Below are 19,789 nucleotides of genomic sequence, written 5' to 3'. Positions count from 1 at the left end.
GTGACCGAGTGAGGTTGCAGCGGCATTGCAGGCCTAAGGAGGACTGGGTGCCTCGCGGGTTGTGACCGGCTTCTAGAGTCGGAAGATCCGCACTCGATGCAGCGAACAGGTTGCATCGTGGCCGTCGTTCAAGCGAAAGCGGGTGTCGGATTTTCTTTCGTTTTTTGCGCGGAAAAGCGCAAGAACCCGTGGCGGCTTGCTTGCGCTTGACAGTGAGTTCGTTGGATCTCGAAACGCTGACTGATCGGGCTGCTCAGTCGCGTAACCATTTGGTCATCAATCGGCGCGGATGCGCGGTATAGCCCGCGCGTTCATAGATGCCGCGCGCATGCGCGTTGTCGTCGTTGACCTCGAGCCGCAATGCGTCCAGGCCCTCGGCGCGGCACAGCGCTTCGATTTCGGCCAGAGCGCGTTTGGCCAGGCCGCCGCCGCGATGCGCCGGCAGTACGAACAATTCGTCGAGCAGGCCGTAACGGCCGCCGAACTCCAGGCTGAAGCAGAAACCGAGGACGAAATAGCCGGCGAGCTCGTCATCGCGTTCGATCAAACGCAGGCGGCCGGCAGTGGGGTCGGCCACCAGCGTCGTCAGTGCGCGACGCAGGGCGGCCTCGTTCCAGGGCAGATGCTCGACTTCGTAGAACTCGCGCAACACCGGCAACAGACGCGGAAGATCCGCGTCGGTCGCCGCTGCGAAGCGATAATCGGACGCCAGGGGCACGATCAGTCGGCGCGGCCGGCGAATTCGCCGGTGGCGGTGTTGACCAGCACGCGCTCGCCGGTGCCGATGTACTCCGGCACCATGATCTCGATGCCGGTCGACAGCTTGGCCGGCTTCGGACGCTTGGTCGCGGTGCCGCCCTTGAGCTCCGGCGGGGTCTCGATGACTTCCAGGGCCACGCTGGCGGGCAACTGCAGCGCCACCGGCTGATCGTCGATGATCTGCACGTAGCAACCGCTGAGGTCGTCGACGATGTAGCCGGCGTCGTCGCCGACCACGTCGGCATCGAGCGTGTAAGGCGTGTAGTCCTCGTCGTCGAGGAACACGAAGGCATCGCCGTCCTTGTACGAATAGGTGACCTGGCGACGGGTCAGTTCGACTTCCTTGAGGTCGTCGTCGCCGCCGACGCTCAGGTCGAACTTGGTGCCGCCGGGCACCGAGTACATGGTGAAGCGGAACTTGACGTTGCCGCCGCGGCCTTGCGGCGAGCTGCGTTCGATGTCGCGCACCTGGTACACGGTGTTGTTGTGCTCGATTACGTTACCTTTCTTTACGTCGTAGGCTTTCATGGTTTGAGGCCGGGAATAGGGAGTGGGAATAGGGGATCGTTGGAGCGCAAGCCGGCGAACGGGACTGGAGAGGGAACCGCTTTACGATTCCCGAGTCTCCATTCCCGATGCCCGGCTTACTTAGGCGCCAATCGCGTCGCGCCGTCGAGGCGGATGGTCTCGCCGTTGAGGTAGCGGTTGCCGAGGATGTAGGCGACCAGGTCGGCGAATTCTTCCGGACGGCCCAGGCGCGAGGGGAACGGGATCGAAGCGCTGAGCGACTGCTGCACCGAGTCCGGCATGCCGTCGACCATCGGCGTCCAGAAGATGCCGGGGGCGATCGTCATCACGCGGATGCCGAAGCGCGAGAACTCGCGCGCCATCGGCAGGGTCATGCCGACCACACCGGCCTTCGAGGCCGAATACGCGGCCTGGCCGATCTGGCCTTCGTAGGCCGCGACCGAGGCGGTGTTGACGATCACGCCGCGCTCGCCGTCTTCGCCGGCCTCGTTGTGCTGCATCAGGTTGGCCGCGGCCTTGGCGACGTTGAAGCTGCCGACCAGGTTGACCATGACCGTGGTCTGGAACTGCGACAGCGCCATCGGCGCGTCCTTGCCGAGCACGCGGCCGGCGCCGAGGATGCCGGCGCAGTTGATCGTCGCGTTGAGGCCGCCGAGGAATTCCTTGGCGGCGCCGAGGTTGGCGGCCACGCCGGCTTCGTCGGTGACGTCGGTGCGGAAATAGCCGGCCTTGTCGGCGCCGAGTTCGGCGACGGCCTGCGCGCCCTTGTCGTCGTTGACGTCGAACAGGGCGACCTTGCCGCCGCGGGCGACCAGGTGCTGGGCCAAGGCCAGGCCAAGGCCGGAAACGCCGCCGGTGATCACGGCGCGGACGTTGTCGAGTTGCATGAGCGGTCCTGAAGGCGGAAAGGCCGCCATTCTAAAGGACGAGCCGGGTGGGCGTCGGGGCAGGGGGGCTGCAGTCTGTATGCCCTGCCTTTGGGCGGGGGCGGTTGGAAGAGCTGCTGAGCTACCCGCCTACCGTTGTTCCCGTGAAGGCGGGCTCTGTTTTACTTCGACGGGGCTGAATACCCAGGGCTTCATCCAGATACGGCTTCGGAGTCTCCGCCGATCTGACGCTGTAGCTACCAAGAAGCTCGGCCTGCAGCGCTGCCGACCTAAACCGAGCGCAGATACCAGGTATGGCTGCCGGGCAGTTCCCCGTAGCCCATCGGCGCTTCCAGCAGCTGGAAACTGTTGCCCTGCAGCAAACGCTGGGCCTCGCTCATCCGGTCCAGCATCTCGGCATAGCACTGGCCGAAGCCGTAGCCGCGCGCCGTCAGCAGGCATTTGTCGAGCAGCGCCTGGCCCAGCCCGAGCCCGCGCACCGACGGTAGCAGGTAGAACTTGCGCAGCTCGCAGACCCCGTCGTCGCCGCCGAGCAAGGGGGCGATGCCGGCGCCGCCGCCGAGCTTGCCGTCGCGCTCGACCACGAAGTAGGCGCTGCGCGGCCGGCTATAGAAGCGCTGCATGGCATCGACTTCCGGGTCGCTGACCGAGCCGGCGCCGAATTCCGCCTGCACCTGCCGGGCGATGGCCGCCAGCGCGGCATCGTCGCGGGGCAGGATCGGACGCACTACGACACCGGGCGGCAAGGTCATGCGGGCGGAACTCTTCGAAGGGATCGGGCTACATCCTCGCTCAGGTCGGGGCGCTTGCGAAGATGTCGGCGCAAAGACAGCGAAGCCGTGCGCTATGGGAGGGTCATCGTCCGTGCATCGTGCGTAGCTTCTGTCCGCATCGACGCGGGGATCGCGTTTATGCGCGTTGCCAACTGCGAAGCGGCTCGCGGAGGCGAGGCCCTGAGCATCGCTCGCGCCTCAACCCCGCATCCGGCCGAGGCAGTAATCGCGCAGGTCGTTGGGGGCCAGCCCCGGCGCAAACAGGAAGCCCTGGCCGATGAGGACCCCGAGTTCGCGCAGGAAGGCGCGCTGGCGTTCGGTTTCGATGCCTTCGGCGACCAGGCCGAGGCCGAGGCTGCGAGCGATGCCGGTGACTGCCTGGCAGACGGCCACGTCGGATTGGTTGTCGGGTACGCCCTGGACGAATAACTGGCTGAGCTTGAGGCCGTGGATCGGCAGCCGGCGCAGGTAGTTCAGTGCGCTGTAGCCCTCGCCGAAATCGTCGATCGACAGGCTGACGCCGAGTTCGCGCAGGCGGGCGAAGGTGCGCACCGTGTCGGGCGCATCCTCGATCAGCACGCGCTCGGTGAATTCCAGCTCCAGCGCGCTGCCGGACAGGCCGTACTCGGACAAGGCCTCGGCGACGCTGTTGGCGAGGTCGTCGCCGAGGAACTGGCGATACGACACGTTGACCGCGACTCGCTCGATGTGCAGGCCCTGGTCGCGCCATTCGCGCAATTGCCGGCAGGCTTCGTGCAAGACCCAGCCGCCGATGCCGACGATGTCGCCGGTGGTTTCGGCGTGGCCGATGAAACGGTCCGGGCGCATCTCGCCGAGCGAGCGGTTGCGCCAGCGGATCAGGGCTTCGACCGCGACCACGCTGCCGTCGCCGAGATCGACCTGCGGTTGGTAGACCAGATGCAGTTCGTCGTTGTGCACCGCGCGCCGCAAGTGGGTTTCCAGTTGCAGGCGGTGCAGTTGCTGCTCGGCCAGTTCGGGCGTGAACGCCTGCCAGCTGTTGCGGCCGCGGCGCTTGCTGTCGTACATGGCGACGTCGGCGCTCTGGATCAGTTGCTGGGCGGTGCGGCCGTCGAGCGGCGACTGGGCGATGCCGATGCTCGCGGTGATGCTGAATTCTTCGCCGTCGACGCGGAAGCTGTCGCCGAAGGTTTCCAGGATGGAATCGGCGATGCGTTCGGCGCGCTGCGGTTCGCCGTCGAGCGAACAGACCACCAGGAACTCATCGCCGCCGAAACGGGCGATCTGCGCGCGTTCGCCGACCGCCTGGCGGATGCGGCGCGCCGCCGAAGCGAGCAGGCGGTCGCCGGCGGCATGGCCGAGCACGTCGTTGACGACCTTGAAGCGGTCGAGGTCGATGTAGAGCACTGCGAGCGGCGACTGCGGAAAGGTATCGAGGCGCTGCTCGAGCTCGGCCTGCACGGCGTCGCGGTTGAGCAGGCCGGTCAGCGGATCGCTGCGCGCCTGGATACGCAGGTGCTCTTCTTCGAGCTTGCGTTCGGTGATGTCCTGCAGGGTGCCGGTGATGACCTGGCCGATCGGCTCGCCGGTGCCGGCGTCGCCGATCACGCGCACCCAGAAGCTGCTGCCGTCCGGGCGCAGGCCCTGCACCTCCAGGTCCAGGCCGCGGCCGTTGCCGAGGCTGCGTTCGAGGCCGTTGCGCAGGCGGTGGCGGTCGAGCGGGCGCAGGCAGTTGAGCAGTTCCTCGATCGAGATCAGCGGCGTGTCGTAACCGAGGATGTGGGTGGCTTCGTCGGTCAGGTACAGACGGTCGCGGCCCGAGTCCCATTCCCAGCCGCCGATGTGCGCCAGCGCCTGGGCGCGGTCGAACAGGGCGCGGTCGAACAGGGCGCTGTCGCGCTTGAGCGCGGTGACGTTGGAGAACAGCGCGAACACCTGGTGCGGGCGGTCGCCGCCGGCCGGGAAGCGAGGCACTGCGGTCACCGACAGCCAGATCAGTTCGCGGCGGTCGCGGTGGTACAGGCCGAGCACGGTGCTCTCGACGATTCGGCCGGTCGACAGGGCGACGGTGGACGGGTATTGCTCGCGGCTCAGTTCGTGGCCGCGCTCGTCGATCACCATCCACTGCCCGGAGCGCAGCTCGTCGGCGATGCTTTCGCCGCTGTGCAGCGACAGCAGGCGCATCGCCGCGCTGTTGGCATAGACGATGCGCAGGTTGTCGTCCTGCACGATCACGCCGCGATCGATCAGCTCGACCAGCTCGCGGAAACGCAGCTCGGCTTCCTGGCGATTGCTGAGGTCGCGGGCGATGGCGATGATGCGGCGCTGGCCGTGATGGATGAAGCCGGCCGAATGCACCTCGACCGGAAAGCGGGTGCCGTCGCCGCGCTTGTTGGTGACTTCGATAATGTAGCTCTGGCCGCGGTTGAGCGTTTCCCAGACCGGGATCAGGTGATCGCGCGGCAGTTCCGGATTGAGGATGTGAATCGGCTGGCCGAGGATCTCCTCGCGGATGCGCCGATGCTCCTGGGTGCCGTGGCGATTGATCTCGACCACGGTGCCGTCTTCGTCGAGCACGGTGACCAGGTCGGGAATCGCATCGAAGGCGGCGCGGTACAGGCACGCGTGATCGGCCCCGGTGGCTTCGTGTCCGTTGCCGTTGCCGTTGCCGCCACGGCGCAAGGCCTCGGCGGCATCGTTGAGTACGCGGCGCAAGCCCTCGTCGAGGGCAGGGTCGTCCAATGCGCGTTCGAGCGCCGCCAGCGTATCCGCCACCGAGGCTTGCGCCGATGGCAGCGGAGCGTCCGCGGGCGCGCCGGGCTTCACGCGGCGAGGGCCTTGCCGACCTTGCTGCCGGTTTCGCGGCCGAGCAGGCCGGCCAGCCAGCGCCCGGTCTCGGCCAGCGCGTCGAGATCGACGCCGGTCTCGATGCCGAGCCCATGCAGCATGTAGACCACGTCTTCGCTGGCGACGTTGCCGCTGGCGCCCTTGGCGTAGGGGCAGCCGCCGGTGCCGGAGACGGCCGAATCGACCACGGCCACGCCTTCTTCCAGGCAGGCCAGGATGTTCGACAGGGCCTGGCCGTAGGTGTCGTGGAAATGCACGGCCAGGGCCGCGGTCGGCACTTCCGAGGCCACCGCCTTGAACATCGCCCGCGCCTTGCCTGGCGTGCCGACGCCGATGGTGTCGCCCAGCGAAATCTCGTAACAGCCCATCGCATGCAGTGCGCGCGCCACGCGGACCACGTCGGCGACCGGCACCGCGCCCTGGTAGGGGCAGCCGAGGACGGTCGAGACATAGCCGCGCACCGCGACGCCGTCGGCTTTGGCGCGCGCCATCACCGGTTCGAAGCGGGCCAGCGACTCGTCGATGCTGGCGTTGATGTTGGTGCGGTTGAACGCTTCCGAGGCCGCGGTGAACACCGCGATCTCTTCCACGCCGACTGCGCGTGCGCGTTCGTAGCCTTGTTCGTTCGGCACCAGCACCGGGTAATGCACGCCGGCCTTGCGCTGGATGCCGGCGAAGACCTCGGCGGCGTCGGCGAGTTGCGGCACCCATTTCGGGCTGACGAAACTGGTCGCTTCGATGCTGCGCAGGCCGGTCGCCGACAAGCGATCGATCAGGGCGATCTTGTCGGTGGTGGCGATCTGGGTTTTCTCGTTCTGCAGTCCGTCGCGCGGACCGACTTCGACGATACGTACGGAAGCGGGCTGGGTCATCGGGTGTCCTTGGCGGTGGCGCGTTGCAGCACCATTGCTTTCTTGTCGGTGTCGTAGAGCAGGCCGGAGTGCTCTTCGAGAGTGTCGCGCAATTGTTGCGACGTACCCTCGACCAGGGCGAACCGGTCTTCGAGTTTGCGCCCGCGCAGGCTGCCGGCGGCGATCGCCGTCAGCGCGCGTTGCGAGTCGGGCAGCCAGGCCGTGGCCTGGCCGTCTTCGATGCGGTACAGGACCAGGAACACCGCGCCGGCCGGCGTGGTCTTGCTGAGTTGTTTCTGCTCGGCGCCGATCGCGCGTTCGGCATCGGCCGGGGTCAGGACGATGTAGCGGTCGCGCCCGACGACGAAGCCGGTCAAGTCGAGTGCGACCGGCTGCTCGCGAAGGCCCGGCCAGTCCTCGGTATGGCAGCGCGCGTCGATGCGGATGCGTTTGGCGATGCCGTCGGCGCGCAGGTTCCATTCGCCGGGCAGTTCCGGGTCGCAACTGCGTTCGGCCACCGGCGAGCGCTCGAAGGCGACGCAACCGCCGAGCAAGGGCAGCACCACCGCCAGGACGCAGAACAACGCTTCGCGCCGGCGCGGCATGGCCGCGGACGAGGGCTGGGCGTGCTCGGGCGGGGTCGCTTTCATCGAAGGCCGTCGGGCATGGGGCGGTAGGACCGAATGATCGGGCGTAAGAGCGCCGCTGCGAAAGCCATCATGAGCCCGGAAAGCGGCAAAGCTCAAGCGAAATAGCCTTGGGTTGCGTTATTGCAACGGAGGGTTTCAGGTTGCGGCCGCGGGCTGCGCCTCGACGTTGGTCCGCTGCTTGCTGTGCCGGTGCGGTTGCCCGTCATGCCGTGTCGTCCCGCCCCTTCGAAAAGCCGGTGCAGTTCCCCCTTTATAGAGGGGGCAGGGGGATTTGCTTTTGCTCTTTCGGCCGAAGCGCCTCGCTCACGCAAAGCAAATCCCCCGCGCGATGGGGTTCACAGCGGCATCGGACTTGCGTTGTGCGCTGCCCCCTTTGTCAAAGGAGGCGATTTCACGTGGGCACACCATTCTTCCCGCATCGGTTCCCCGCTGTGCCCGCGCAGTTCCCCCCTTTGAAAAAGGGGGGCGGGGGGGATTTGCTTTTGCTCTTCCCCATCGAAGCGCCCCACGCACGCAGAGCAAATCCCCCGCGCAATAAGGTTTACAGCGACATCGGACTTGCGTTGCGCGCAGCCCCCTTTTCCAAAGGGGGCGATTTCACGCCGATCCGCCATTCTTCGGCTGCAACGTGCTTCCCCGTGCAGTTCCCCCCTTTGCAAAAGGGGGGCAGGGGGGATTTGCTCTTGTTCGCCACTCAGCCCTGGCCAGCGCAGCACGAAAGGGCCGGAACTCCCAACCTCAAACCGTCTCCAGCGTCGCCAGCACCGCGTCGGCTTCGACGAAATCGCCGGCCACTGCGCGCACTTCGGCGAGGATGCCGGCGCGCGGGGACTTCAGGCTCAGCTCCATCTTCATCGCTTCGATCACCATCACTTCCTGGCCGGCCTCGACCGCGTCGCCGGCGGCGAGCTTGACCACCACCACGCGGCCCGGCATCGGCGCGGTGACGTTGTTGCCGGAACCGGACGCGGCGCTGTGTTCATGGCGGTACATCGGCACCGATTCCAGGCGCAGGCGGCGCTGGCCGTCGTGCATCACCACGCGGCCGCCGTTCTCGGTCAGGCCGTCGCCGAAGGCGGTCAGGCGACGGGCGCGGCCGTCGATGCGCAGGCTCAGCTCGGCGCCGTCGAGGCGCGCGCCCTGGACCTGGTGTTGGACATCGTCGAGCGCGGGAATCTCGACCCGGTAATCGCCGCCGCTGCCGTGCGCCTGCAGTTCCATGCGCTCGTCGCGCTGGACGAAGGCCAGGCTGCGGCGGCCGCCGTGGCCGAGGCGCCAGCCATCGGCGATCGCCCACGGCGAGTCCGGGTCGTTGGAGGCGGCGGCGTTATCGCGGCTGCGGCGTTCCTGCGCCAGCAACTGGACCACGGTCGCGCCGATCAGCAGGTCGCGGTCGCCGGCGGCGTCTACCTGCGCCGAGGGCATGAATTCTTCGAGATGACGATCCAGATAACCGGTGTCGATGCGGCCTTCGACCACCGCCGGATGGCGGACCAGGCGTTCGAGGAATTCGATGTTCGACTTCGGCCCGGCGATCTCGCATTGGGCGAGCGCGCCGCGCAGCCGTGCGAGCGCGCGCGGACGGTCTTGGTCGTACACGATCAGCTTGGCGATCATCGGGTCGTAGAAGATCGTCACCGTGTCGCCTTCGATCACGCCCGAATCCAGGCGCACATGGGCGTCGGCGGACGGCAGGCGCAAGCGTTCCAGCTTGCCGGAGCCGGGCAGGAAGCCGGCTTCGGGGTCTTCGGCGTACAAGCGCACTTCGATCGCGTGGCCGCGTTGGCCGATGCGGTCCTGCGCGCGCGGCAGGGCTTCACCGGCGGCGACGCGCAACTGCCATTCGACCAGGTCCAGGCCGGTGACGAGCTCGGTGACCGGGTGTTCGACCTGCAGGCGGGTGTTGATTTCCATGAAATAGAAACCGCCCGGCTGTCCATCAGCATCTTGTCCGACGATGAACTCGACGGTGCCGGCGTTGACGTAATCGATCGCCCGGCCGGCCAGCACCGCCGCCGCGCCCATCGTCGCGCGCAGCTCGGCGCTGAGGAACGGCGACGGCGATTCTTCCAGCACCTTCTGGTAACGGCGCTGGGCCGAGCACTCGCGCTCGTTGAGGTGGATCACCTGGCCGTGGCGGTCGCCGAAAATCTGGATCTCGATGTGGCGCGGGCGTTCGACATAGCGTTCGAGCAATACCCGGTCGCGGCCGAAAGCGTTGCGCGCCTCGCGCTGGCAGCTTTCCAGCAGGGCCGGGAACTCCTCGCTGGCGCGCACGATGCGCATGCCCTTGCCGCCGCCGCCGTGGGCGGCCTTGATCATCAGCGGATAACCGATGCGGTCGGCTTCGCCATGCAGCAGGGCCGGGTCCTGGTTCTCGCCGGTATAGCCCGGCACCACCGGCACGCCGGCGGCCTGCATCAGCTCCTTGGCGCCGGCCTTGCTGCCCATCTTGCGCATCGAGGCGGCCTTGGGGCCGATGAAGGCGATGCCCGCGGCTTCGACCGCATCGGCGAAGTCGGCGTTCTCGCTGAGGAAGCCGTAGCCGGGGTGGATCGCCTGGGCGCCGCAGCGCAGCGCCACCTCGATGATGGCGTCGCCGCGCAGATAGCTGTCGGCCGGGCGCGGGCCGCCGATCGGATAGGCCTCGTCGGCCTGGCGCACGTGCTGGGCGTCGGCGTCGGCCTCGGAATACACCGCGACGGTGCGGATGCCGAGGGTGCGGCAGGTGCGGATGACGCGACAGGCGATCTCGCCGCGGTTGGCGATCAGGATTTTTTCAAACATGAAGGAGCACGCCGATCGGGCGCCGCAGCGCAGGGTGGAAGGAGGCCGCGCTGCGAACGGGTCGCGCGCAGCCTGGGTATTTTCGCCTATGCATCGGCGCGATGGGGCGGGTCGGAAATCCGTGCCAACGCGCCGCTCGCGGCACGCCGTCGCAATACCGCGATGTGACGGTGCAGCGCCGCCATCAGGCGGCCGGTGCGTGGCACACGGCCTCGACATTGTTGCCGTCGGGGTCGATCACGTAGGCGCCGTAGTAGTTGGGATGGTAGTGAGCGCGCACCCCCGGTGCGCCGTTGTCGGTCGCGCCGGCGGCGAGGGCTTCAGCGTAGAAGGCGTCGACCTGAGCGCGGCTGCCGGCGCTGAAGGCCACGTGGGTATCGCCGGAGGGCTTGCTGCCCTTGCTGATCCAGAACCCGGGACGCTGCGGCGGGCCGAAACCGAAGACTTCGTCGCCGCCGGTGATTTCCTTGCCGATCGTGGTCACCAGGCCGTAGCCCAGCGGTGCCAGCACCCGCAGGTAGAAGTCGCGGCTGCGCAGATGGTCGGCGGCGGACAAACCGAGATGGTCGAGCATGGGGCGCTCCTTGGCAGGTGGGCCCTTACGGGCACCAGTGGGCTTTGCGCTTGTCGAGGAAGGCCGACAGGCCTTCCTGGCCCTCGGACGATACGCGCAGCGCCGCGATGAGCGCGGCATTGTCGGCGTCCAGGCGGGCGCCGTCGCGTTCGCCGGCGACGCGGCGCACCAGCGCCTTGGCCTGGGCGGCGGCGTGCGGACCGGCCTTGAGCAACAGTGCGACCTGCTGCGCGACTGCGGCGTCGAGGGCGTCCTCGGCGACCACCTCGTGGAGCAGGCCGATGCGCAGGGCGGTGGCGGCATCGAAGATTTCCGCGGTCGCGAACCAGCGCCGCGACTCGCGCGCGCCGATCGCCTCGATCACGTATGGCGAGATCACCGCCGGTAGCAGGCCCAGCTTGCTTTCGGTCAGGCCGAACTTGGCCGCCGGGGCGGCCAGGGCGATGTCGCAGCAGGCGACCAGGCCGACGCCGCCACCGAAGGCGGCGCCATGGACCCGGGCGATGGTCGGCTTGGGCAATTCGTTGAGGGTGCGCATCAAGCGCGCCAGGGCCAGGGCGTCCTCGCGGTTGGCCGCTTCGCTGGCCGCGGCCATGCCGCGCATCCAGTTGAGGTCGGCGCCGGCCGAGAACGAGGCGCCTTCGCCCTCGATCACCACCACCCGCACCTCGTCGTCGCCGGCGACGGCTTCCAGCGCACCGGTCAGCGCCGCGATCAGGATGGCGTCGAAGGCGTTGTGCAGCTCCGGACGATTCAGGCGCAGGCGGGCGACAGGGCCCTCGCGCAGGCTCAGCAGCGGATGCGACATGGGGATGAGGAGTTTGTAGGAGTTGGCGAATGATACCGTTCAGCTTGCCGCGTCCGCTCCTGTACGGTCGGCGGTGCTAGAATGAGAACAATTCCCATTTGGGACGCCACCGTTCGTGGAAGCCACCCTTTGAAGCTGTCCGAACTGCCGCGCCGCACCGCGGCCACGGTCGAGTCCGTCGATGACCAGATTGCCAACGACACCATCGCAAGACGCCTGCGCGAACTCGGTTTCGTCAGCGGCGAGCGGGTCGAAGTAGTGGCCGCCGGCCCGCTCTCGGCCGAGCCGCTGCTGGTCCAGGTCGGCTACACGCGCTTCGCCCTGCGCCGCAGCGAGGCCGCGCGCGTGCAGGTGAAGTTGCTGGACGCGGAGCCGCGCTCATGAACGCCGCCGCCGCCGAACCCCTGCGCGTGGCCCTGGTCGGCAACCCGAATTGCGGCAAGACCGCGCTGTTCAACCTGCTGACCGGCAGCCGCCAGAAAGTCGCCAACTACGCCGGCGTCACCGTCGAGCGCAAGGAAGGCCGTTTGCGCGCGCCTTCGGGCCGCAGCTACGCCGTGCTCGATCTGCCGGGCGCCTACAGCCTGCAGGCGGCGAGCCTGGACGAAGCGGTCACCCGCGACCTGGTGCGCGGTTTCTATCCCGGTGAACGCGCGCCCGACGTGCTGCTGTGCGTGATCGATGCGACCAACCTGCGCCTGCACCTGCGGTTCGCCCTGGAACTGCGCGAACTCGGCCGGCCGATGGTGGTGGCCATCAACATGATGGATGCGGCCAAGCGCCGCGGCATCGAGATCGACCTGGCCGCGCTGGAGCGCGAGCTCGGCGTGCCGGTGGTGCCGACGGTCGCGGTCAGGCGCGACGGCGCCCACGCGCTGGTCGCCATGCTCGATCGCATCGCGGTCGAGCCGCGCGAACCGCACGAGCCGCGGGTGCGCCTCGGCGAAGGCGCCGACCTGCACGCCGAAACCCGCCGCCTGCTCGCCTTGACCGTGACCATGCCCACCCGCACCGCCAAGGTCGACGACGTGCTCGACCGCTGGCTGCTGCACCCGGTGCTGGGCCTGCTCACCTTGGCGGTGGTGATGTTCCTGATCTTCCAGGCGGTGTATGCCTGGGCGACGCCGTTGATGGACGGCATCGAGGCGGGCACCGCATTCGTCGGCGAGTGGGTTGGCGCGACTTTGCCGGACGGGCCGCTGCGCAGCCTGTTGGTCGACGGCATCATCGCCGGGCTCGGCGGGGTGATCGTGTTCCTGCCGCAGATCCTGATCCTGTTCGCCTTCATCCTGGCGCTGGAGGAGTCGGGCTATCTGCCGCGCGCGGCGTTCCTGCTCGACCGCATGATGGCCAGCGCCGGTCTGTCCGGGCGTTCGTTCATCCCCTTGCTGTCGAGCTTCGCCTGCGCCATCCCCGGGATCATGGCGACGCGGTCGATCCAGGACCCGCGCGACCGTCTGGCGACGATCCTGGTCGCGCCGTTGATGACGTGCTCGGCGCGGTTGCCGGTGTACGCCTTGCTGATCGGTGCGTTCATCCCGCAGCGCGAGGTCTGGGGCGTGTTGAACCTGCAGGGGCTGGTGCTGTTCGGTCTGTATATGGCCGGCATCCTCAGCGCGCTGATGGTGTCGTGGGTGATGAAGAAGTGGCGCCGCGACAAGAGCGAGCACGCCCTGTTGCTGGAGCTGCCCTCGTACCGCATCCCGCATCCGCGCGATCTGCTGATCGGCCTGTGGGAGCGCGCCTGGATCTTCCTGCGCCGGGTCGGCGGCATCATCCTGTCTCTGACCATCCTGCTGTGGTTCCTGCTGTCGTTCCCGGGCGCGCCCGAAGGCGCGACCATGCCGGCCATCGACTACAGCTTCGCCGGCCGCATCGGCCACGCCATGACCGCGGTGTTCGCACCGATCGGCTTCAACTGGCAGATCTGCATCGCCCTGATCCCGGGTATGGCCGCGCGCGAAGTGGCGGTGGCCTCGCTGGCGACGGTGTACGCCTTGTCCGCCGCCAACGATGAAGCCGCGGCGCAGGCCTTGAGCCCGATCATCACCGACACCTGGTCGCTGGCGACCGCGTTGTCGCTGCTGGTCTGGTTCATCTATGCGCCGCAATGCCTGTCGACCCTGGCGACGATCCGCCGCGAGACCAATTCGTGGAAGCAGGTGGCGATCAGCGCCGGTTATCTGTTCGCGCTGGCCTACCTAGCTTCGTTGTTGACCTACCAGGTCGCCGTTGCCTTGGGAGCGGGCTGAACCATGGACGCCGGGCTGTTCGCGCAGTACCTGGTGATCGCGATCGCGGTGCTTGCCAGTGCCGTGGTGGTGGCGCGCAAACAGTTCCCCGGCGGCGTGCGCCGCTTGCGCGTGGCTTGCGCCTTGCCGCTGGTGCGCGACGGCCGGCCGCCGTGGCTGCGCCGGCTCGGCAAGGCGATCGCGCCGGCGCCGCGCGCGAGCGGGCCGAATTGCTCGGGTTGCGACAACTGCGGGCCGTCCGACCAGACGTAGGCGCCGCGCCCGATCGCGGCGCCGCGTTTGCGCTGCGGTCTTACACAACGAAGCCCCGCGATGCGGGGCTTCGTTTTTCTCGCCCGATGGAATGAGCGGGGAGTCAGAGCCTGGAGCGGGGCAGCTGCGGCATCTCCTGCCCGGGAACGGCTTGCTGCTGTTGCTGCTGCTGGCCCTGCGCCTGGGTGGCTTCCAACGCCACCGGCGGATGCTTGCCGTCGGCGCCGAACTTGTAGGAGACGTTGATCTCCGGCCGCGCGACGTCCCCCATGGACTTGGTGAAATCGATCGCGGGCGTCAGCGAGCGATCGTGCATGACGTAGTTCGGGCCGGAGACGTGCTGCAGCACGTGCTGCGACGTTATCAGGGCGACCCGGCCGCGATATTCGTGGCCGCCGCTGATGTCGGCGGGGCGCACCACGGCATCGGGCACATGTGGCCTGAGTCCCTTGTCGAGGTCGGAGCGCGAAGTGTCGCGCGCTTCCAGCGGCTGCTGCAGGCGTTCCTTGACCCAGTCAGGCGTGCGTTCGCCGAGCGGGTATTCCATCTTGCCGTTCTCGAGCTTCCTGGCGACCACGATCGGCTCTTTGCCGGTATTGTCGTAGATGGTCGCGGTATTGGATTTCTCCACCGCCGCGGGCAGCAGGTCCATGGCCCGCTCGTAGCGCTCGGCGATCTTCTCCGGAGCGACGCCATGGCCGCCGGTGGCCACGCGGTTGGCCACGCGCTGCACGTTGACCAAGGAGCTCTCGGTGGTGACGAACACCAGGTCGACGCTGTAGTTCTTGTTGTGGGCTTCGTCGAACTGCGCCAGCTTGCCCGGCGTCGACATCACCGTCTCGAACGCGAACGGCTTGCCGCTCTCAAGCGCGAGCTTGCGCAATTCATCGGCGATGTTGGCGGCGCGGACATTGCGCTCGTCATAATTCGGGTACTGCTTTTCCATGCCCTTGGCGATTTCGTCGGAGTTGATGTAGCCCTCTTTCGGGAACCCGGGCTGCTCGCTCAACGCGTTGGTCACCGTGCTCTTGCCGGAACCGTTCGGTCCGGCGAACACGATCATGCGGGGCAGATCGTTTTCACCGGGCATGTCAGCGTCCTCCTTCGACCGGCTCGACCCTTCCGTCCGGGTATTGGCGGCACCACACGCCGTCGATCTTCACCACCTGCGGCAAGCCGAGCGCATCGGCTTCGGCGATCGCTTCGGCGACGGCCTCCTTGACCAAGGTTTGGGCGCGTTCGGCGCCGATCTCGTCGATGAACGATTTGGTCATGGCTACTTCTCCAGGGTTCGGTGAGCGTGCTCGGCCGCAAAGCGGTCCGAGGTTCCATCGGCGAGAAGCCGCCGAGGCTGCAAGCCTTCAATGCTATCGCCGGGCAATATGCACAACAAACGCGCAATGGCCGCGGGGGCGGCCGTCAGGTTGTCGCGGTCGGTGCAATTGTGCGGTCTGTCGCGGAATGCGATGGCGCGCGACCGGGTCTTGAGCGGGCCCGGCCGCGGTATCGACGGTCTTCCGGTCCGGCGACGGTGCCGGGCTGCGCTCGCCGCCGCTGTCGCGGCAGCCTCGGAGGACCGGACCCAAGGCGGCGATCAGTTGCTGCGGTTGCGCAGATACGCCTGCACTTCCTGCAGATAGGTCTCGGCTTCCTCGCGGTGCGCCGGCGCCAGTTCGCTGCCGAAGCGGCTCTTGCCGTCGCGCAGTTGCAGGTAGGCGGCGACGCTGCCGTCGTCGCGCAGGAAGTCGAAGATCGCGATGAAGTCGTTGGCCGCGGGCTCGTTGAAGGCGCCGGCGGCGCGCAAGGGGCTGAGGATGCGCAGCCGCTCGGTGAGGTTTTCCGATACCCGCAGCATTGCGACGTGCAGGGTGCGGTTGATCTCGTCGTATTCGACCGGCGGGGTGCCGGTCCATTCGTCCTGGCGCCAGGCCTTGATCAAGTCGGCGACCGTGGCCGCGTCCAGGTCGGCGAGCATCTCGGCGGCGGCTTTTCCGACGCCGCGTACTGCGTGGCGGTCGAACCAGGATTGCCAATCGTCGAACGATACCGGTCGCGCCGGCGTGGAATTCATGAAAGCTTCGTACTGCTCGTGGCTCAGGGTGAATCGCGCGTACAGCGAAGCGGGTTGCGACATCGAAAGGGGTCCTTTCCTGTTACCGACGCGCAGACGCCTCAGCGTCGCAGGCGCCCTTTGTTCGCGGCCTTGTAGCCGACCGCTTCGAAGGCTTCGACCGCCAGGGTGAAGGTGCGTTCCTCGCCCGGGTGCAGGGCGCCGACGCCGACCACCTGGCGGGTGATTTCCTCGCCGCGGTCGTTGCGGATCGACAGCACCATGGAGTACTCCCAGGCGCCGTCGGTCGGCGGATGCCGGATCGTGCCCTCGACATGCAGCGGCGAGAATCTCGCCGCCGTCTGTTGCGATGCGTCCGAATCGAAGCGCAAGTGATGCCGGCACGCCGGACAGACGCTGGCGCTTTCGAGGATCGTCGCCTTGCAATGCGGACAAATGCGCGTCGCCCCGGGCAGGCCCTGGCGGACGGCGCTCATGAGTCGGCGCCGGTCTCCGTCTTGGCGCCGTTCTTGTCGCTCTTGCCGCCTTCGCCGCGCCCGCTTTCATTACGCGCGCTGTCGTTGCGGGCGACGGGCTTGGCCGCGTCCTTGTCGTCCCAGCCGAACTCGACCTGGCCGCGCATGCGCGAACCGGCCGCGACGGTCATCACCGCGGCCTTGACGTCGCCGATCATCGCGCCGCTGTCGAGCAGCTCGACGCGCTGCGCCGATTCGATGTTGCCTTCGAGTTCGCCCGCGATCACGACCTTGCGCGCGCGCACGCCGCCGTTGAGTTTGGCGCCGAGTTCGACGGTGAGGTCGCCGTCGACCTGCACGTCGCCCTTGAAGCGGCCGGCGATGCGGATGTGGCCGGAGCCCTGGATCTTGCCTTCGATCGACAGGTCGGAAGCGATCAAGGATTCCTTGACCGCTTCGCGTTCGACCGCGCGCGCGGCCGGAGCGGGCGCCGGCGTCGGTGCGGCGGCGTACGGAGCCGGCGTGGGCGAAGCTTGTCCAAACGAGAATTCGGTGGCCGCGTCGGGTTCTTTCTTGAGCGCGGTTTCCGGCTGCAACGGCGGTACCGGATTGTCGCGCTTGGGCGGAGCAGGCTGATTGAAGATGGCCATGACGCGGTGTTCCTCAGGTCGGGGGATCAGGTGATGACACGCGTGAACTTCGGAGCCTAACACGCTGATACGACGCGCCCACTGTGATGAATCTCACCAATCGGAGTTGCTGAAAGTGGCGACTCCGATTCAGTTTTCGCAAGCATTTGCGCAAATGCAAAACGCCTCGGAAGCACCCGCATTCAGCGAATGAGGCCCCGATGCCTGATGGCAAAAATAGTTCAGAAATCTTTCAGGCCGATGAACAGGCGGTTGCCTGTTGACCTCGGTCGACTGCACGGCACCACCGAAGCAATCAGGCCGACAACACACCGCGCACGATCAGCAGCAACACTGCCACCACCAGCAAGGTGCGCAACCAGGTCGCGTGCTCGCGTGCGGTCTGCAGATCGGTGCGGTGCAGTCTGGCGTAGTGCAGGTCCTGCAGGATCGGCGTCGCCACGCCGGCGGCCAAGTACAGCGGCAGCCACGCGTCGGGCGTGGCGCGCAGTTGCTCGGCCGGCGTGCCGAGCAGGATCGCGAAACAATCCGGCAGGCACACCGCGACGATGAGCCCGGCGAACATCGTCCATACCGTGCGATAGATGCGGCCGACGCCACGCGCGACCATCCAGGTCACCGCCATGCCGACGACGCTCAAGGCCGACAGGTCGGCCGAGACCGGCGCCAGGCCCAGCGCGACGACGGCGAGGGCGACGGCCAGCAACAAGGGACGGTCGCGGTACGACAGCACGCCGGGGTCGCCATGCTTGGGCAACAGGGGCTGCAGCATGCGGATGCTGGCGAGCGAGAGCCAGAGCGCAGCGCCGATGAACCAGACCCTCGGCAGATCGCCGAGCAGGGAACTGCGCGGGCCGAAAGCCGCGAAAAAACCGAGCAGCAACAGCGGATACAGCACGATGCGCGCCGCCGCGAGCAGCGCGCGCCGCACATCGATGCGATGGCGGTCGGTGGTCCGGTACCAGAAGTCGACGCTGTCCGGGTCGAGCCGGGTCGCCGCCAGTTGCGGGTCGATCTGCTGCAGGCTCGACCACAGGCTCATCAAGCGCGTCGGGAGCATCGCGACCAGCGCGATCAGCGCGCGGCGCCAGGGCACCAGGGGGCCGAGCAGCTCGCGCATCAGCAGGCGATCCACCGGCCGGACCCGCGGCGACAGCATCGCGGCGACAGTCTGCTCGAATTCGTTGGCGGCCTCGGCGCGCCGGCGCGCCCGATGCACTTGCTCCTGCAACCAGTCTTCCTGCGGGTTGACGCTGTCGAGGGCGAAGACGGCGGCGATCGTGCGCACCGATTCGGACGACAGCGGCGGATCGGCCAGGGCCAGCGCATGCGCCACCGGCGCGCGCAGGGCGTGCTTGAGGTCGAGCGAGTACAGCGGCTCCAGTTCCAGCAGCCAGCGCTCCAAGGCGGCCGGGCTGTGCGCGCTCGCGCGCTCCAGCAACTCGTCGAGGAAAGCGCGGCCGTCGAAGGCGTCGTGTCGGGCCTCGTCGTCGTCGCAGTGCGTCGACGAAGACGTGCGCTGGCGATCGTCTACCGACGCGTTCGGGCGGTCCGACTCCGGGTCGGACGGATTCGTGCGGCCTGTCGCGAGCGGCTCATCGGCGCGGCCGCTTTCGTCGCGCTCGTACTCGTACTCCGGCTCGAACCCCGCCTGGTCTTCGTCTTCGTCGAGCGAGCGCCGATGCTCGGCATGGGCCAGGCAGTGCTGATAGGCATCGTGCAAATCCTGGAACCCGACCGGGTCCTCGTCGGGGCGGGTGCGGCGCAGCTCGCGCGCATAGGCGCGCTTGATCTCGCGCTCGTCGGCGGTGGCGGCGATGCCCAGGCGCTCGAACGGATTCATGCGCGGTTCGCCGCCTCGATCACGCGCGCGATCGCTACCAGCAACATCAACAGGAAGAACAACACGCCCGGCGGCAGGGCGAGCGGATGCCGGCCGCGTTTGCCCGGACGAGGGTCGGCGTCGAACTGCAGCCCGCGGAAATCCGCACCGCGCGCCTGCGAATAGGCGCGCAGGTCGGCGACCGCCGGTTGCAGCGAGGCGGTGCGCGGATGCACGGTGTCGAGATCGAAGAACGCCAGCACGATGTCGAGCGGGGCGATGTACAGCGAGGGCTCGTCTTGCAAGCGCGCGACCAGGGCCGGGGCGAGTGCCTGCTTGCGCTGGACCGAATACAGGTCCGGGTGTTCGCGCAGCCAGCGTTGGAGCTGTTGCGACGTGCTCTCCCGCGCGATCCGCAACAACTCGTCGAGGAAGACGGCGCTGTCGAAGCTGCTGCTATGGACGGTCCTGCCATCGGCGGTTGTGCTGTCGAAGGTCGTGCCGTCGAAGGCCGTGCCGTCGGTGGGCGCCATTGCAGGCGAGGCATCGTCGGCGGGCAGCGCGGTCGCCGTCGCGGCGTCGGTATCCAACCGCAGCGAGGGCAGGGGCGCGGCATTGTCGAGCAATGCGTCCAGGTCCTCGAGCACCGCCGTCGCTGCTTCGTCCCGCGGACGGCGCGCCCATTCCAGGCACTGCGCATAGGCCTCGTGCAGCTGCTGGAACGCGACCGGGTCTTCGTCCGGCCGGGTCTTGCGCAGTTCGCGCGCATAGGCGCGCTTGACCTGGTTTTCGTCCGCGTCGTGGCTCAAGCCCAGGCGGGCGAACGGACTCATGCTCGGGACAT

At 67.8% G+C, this 19,789-nt stretch carries 20 protein-coding genes; 3 read left to right on the top strand and 17 right to left on the bottom strand.

Annotated elements, in window-relative coordinates; genetic code table 11:
- Positions 1 to 253: 253 nt before the first annotated feature.
- The 10 genes from ACTOWK_RS15450 to ACTOWK_RS15405 form a co-directional block, all read right to left on the bottom strand.
- Positions 254 to 718, bottom strand: coding sequence for a GNAT family N-acetyltransferase (locus ACTOWK_RS15450; protein ID WP_441331011.1), 465 nt, complete (start codon positions 716 to 718; stop codon positions 254 to 256).
- A 2-nt stretch (positions 719 to 720) separates the two neighbouring features.
- Positions 721 to 1,287 carry an elongation factor P-like protein YeiP gene (yeiP, locus tag ACTOWK_RS15445; RefSeq protein ID WP_441331010.1) on the bottom strand — a complete coding sequence of 189 codons (567 nt, stop codon included), beginning with the start codon at positions 1,285 to 1,287 and terminating at the stop codon, positions 721 to 723.
- A gap of 116 nt (positions 1,288 to 1,403) precedes the next feature.
- Positions 1,404 to 2,174 carry an SDR family NAD(P)-dependent oxidoreductase gene (locus ACTOWK_RS15440; protein WP_441331009.1) on the bottom strand — a complete coding sequence of 257 codons (771 nt, stop codon included), beginning with the start codon at positions 2,172 to 2,174 and terminating at the stop codon, positions 1,404 to 1,406.
- A gap of 269 nt (positions 2,175 to 2,443) precedes the next feature.
- Positions 2,444 to 2,926, bottom strand: coding sequence for a GNAT family N-acetyltransferase (locus tag ACTOWK_RS15435; RefSeq protein ID WP_441331008.1), 483 nt, complete (start codon positions 2,924 to 2,926; stop codon positions 2,444 to 2,446).
- Positions 2,927 to 3,145: 219 nt separating this feature from the next.
- On the bottom strand, positions 3,146 to 5,701 hold the full coding sequence (locus ACTOWK_RS15430; RefSeq protein WP_441331007.1) for a sensor domain-containing protein: 2,556 nt from the start codon (positions 5,699 to 5,701) through the stop codon (positions 3,146 to 3,148).
- 47 nt (positions 5,702 to 5,748) lie between these two features.
- A complete protein-coding gene (locus ACTOWK_RS15425; RefSeq protein ID WP_441331006.1) occupies positions 5,749 to 6,645 on the bottom strand; it encodes a hydroxymethylglutaryl-CoA lyase in 897 nt (298 codons plus the stop codon).
- Entirely contained in the window at positions 6,642 to 7,274 is a 633-nt protein-coding gene (locus ACTOWK_RS15420; protein WP_441331005.1) for a hypothetical protein, read from the bottom strand. The genes ACTOWK_RS15425 and ACTOWK_RS15420 overlap by 4 nt, the downstream gene beginning before the upstream one ends.
- Before the next feature lie 738 nt (positions 7,275 to 8,012).
- Positions 8,013 to 10,061, bottom strand: coding sequence for an acetyl/propionyl/methylcrotonyl-CoA carboxylase subunit alpha (locus ACTOWK_RS15415; RefSeq protein ID WP_441331004.1), 2,049 nt, complete (start codon positions 10,059 to 10,061; stop codon positions 8,013 to 8,015).
- A gap of 184 nt (positions 10,062 to 10,245) precedes the next feature.
- On the bottom strand, positions 10,246 to 10,635 hold the full coding sequence (locus tag ACTOWK_RS15410; RefSeq protein WP_441331003.1) for a VOC family protein: 390 nt from the start codon (positions 10,633 to 10,635) through the stop codon (positions 10,246 to 10,248).
- Between the two features lie 25 nt (positions 10,636 to 10,660).
- Positions 10,661 to 11,443, bottom strand: coding sequence for an enoyl-CoA hydratase-related protein (locus ACTOWK_RS15405; protein ID WP_441331002.1), 783 nt, complete (start codon positions 11,441 to 11,443; stop codon positions 10,661 to 10,663).
- A 129-nt stretch (positions 11,444 to 11,572) separates the two neighbouring features.
- Here ACTOWK_RS15405 and ACTOWK_RS15400 point away from each other — a divergent pair, with 129 nt between their 5' ends.
- Genes ACTOWK_RS15400 through ACTOWK_RS15390 form a run of 3 tightly spaced genes read left to right on the top strand, consistent with a single transcriptional unit; the run spans position 11,573 to position 13,947 of the window.
- Complete coding sequence (locus ACTOWK_RS15400; protein ID WP_031373349.1) at positions 11,573 to 11,827, top strand: FeoA family protein; 255 nt, start codon at positions 11,573 to 11,575, stop codon at positions 11,825 to 11,827.
- A complete protein-coding gene (gene feoB / locus ACTOWK_RS15395) occupies positions 11,824 to 13,695 on the top strand; it encodes a ferrous iron transporter B (RefSeq protein WP_441331001.1) in 1,872 nt (623 codons plus the stop codon). The genes ACTOWK_RS15400 and feoB overlap by 4 nt, the downstream gene beginning before the upstream one ends.
- 3 nt (positions 13,696 to 13,698) lie before the next feature.
- Positions 13,699 to 13,947, top strand: a complete 249-nt coding sequence (locus ACTOWK_RS15390; protein WP_441331000.1) for a DUF6587 family protein — start codon at positions 13,699 to 13,701, stop codon at positions 13,945 to 13,947.
- A gap of 103 nt (positions 13,948 to 14,050) precedes the next feature.
- Here ACTOWK_RS15390 and ACTOWK_RS15385 read toward each other — a convergent pair whose 3' ends face one another.
- From ACTOWK_RS15385 to ACTOWK_RS15355, 7 genes are all read right to left on the bottom strand, one after another.
- Positions 14,051 to 15,037, bottom strand: coding sequence for a zeta toxin family protein (locus ACTOWK_RS15385; protein ID WP_441330999.1), 987 nt, complete (start codon positions 15,035 to 15,037; stop codon positions 14,051 to 14,053).
- 1 nt (position 15,038) lies between these two features.
- Positions 15,039 to 15,221, bottom strand: a complete 183-nt coding sequence (locus ACTOWK_RS15380; RefSeq protein ID WP_441330998.1) for a hypothetical protein — start codon at positions 15,219 to 15,221, stop codon at positions 15,039 to 15,041.
- 320 nt (positions 15,222 to 15,541) lie between these two features.
- Positions 15,542 to 16,081, bottom strand: coding sequence for a hypothetical protein (locus tag ACTOWK_RS15375; protein WP_441330997.1), 540 nt, complete (start codon positions 16,079 to 16,081; stop codon positions 15,542 to 15,544).
- 38 nt (positions 16,082 to 16,119) lie between these two features.
- Positions 16,120 to 16,494, bottom strand: coding sequence for a hypothetical protein (locus ACTOWK_RS15370; RefSeq protein WP_057918402.1), 375 nt, complete (start codon positions 16,492 to 16,494; stop codon positions 16,120 to 16,122).
- Positions 16,491 to 17,123 carry a bactofilin family protein gene (locus tag ACTOWK_RS15365; RefSeq protein WP_441330996.1) on the bottom strand — a complete coding sequence of 211 codons (633 nt, stop codon included), beginning with the start codon at positions 17,121 to 17,123 and terminating at the stop codon, positions 16,491 to 16,493. The genes ACTOWK_RS15370 and ACTOWK_RS15365 overlap by 4 nt, the downstream gene beginning before the upstream one ends.
- A 295-nt stretch (positions 17,124 to 17,418) precedes the next feature.
- Positions 17,419 to 18,966: a hypothetical protein gene (locus ACTOWK_RS15360; RefSeq protein WP_441330995.1), complete on the bottom strand. Its 1,548-nt coding sequence runs from the start codon at positions 18,964 to 18,966 to the stop codon at positions 17,419 to 17,421.
- The gene (locus ACTOWK_RS15355) at positions 18,963 to 19,778 is read right to left on the bottom strand and encodes a hypothetical protein (RefSeq protein WP_441330994.1); all 816 of its coding nucleotides are present in this window, start codon (positions 19,776 to 19,778) and stop codon (positions 18,963 to 18,965) included. Before ACTOWK_RS15355 ends, ACTOWK_RS15360 begins: the two co-directional genes overlap by 4 nt.
- Positions 19,779 to 19,789 lie beyond the last annotated feature (11 nt).

It is taken from the genome of Lysobacter sp. CA196 (assembly GCF_052078695.1).
In the GTDB taxonomy this organism is placed as follows: Bacteria; Pseudomonadota; Gammaproteobacteria; order Xanthomonadales; family Xanthomonadaceae; genus Lysobacter.
This window is presented reverse-complemented; position numbering and strand designations above follow the sequence as displayed.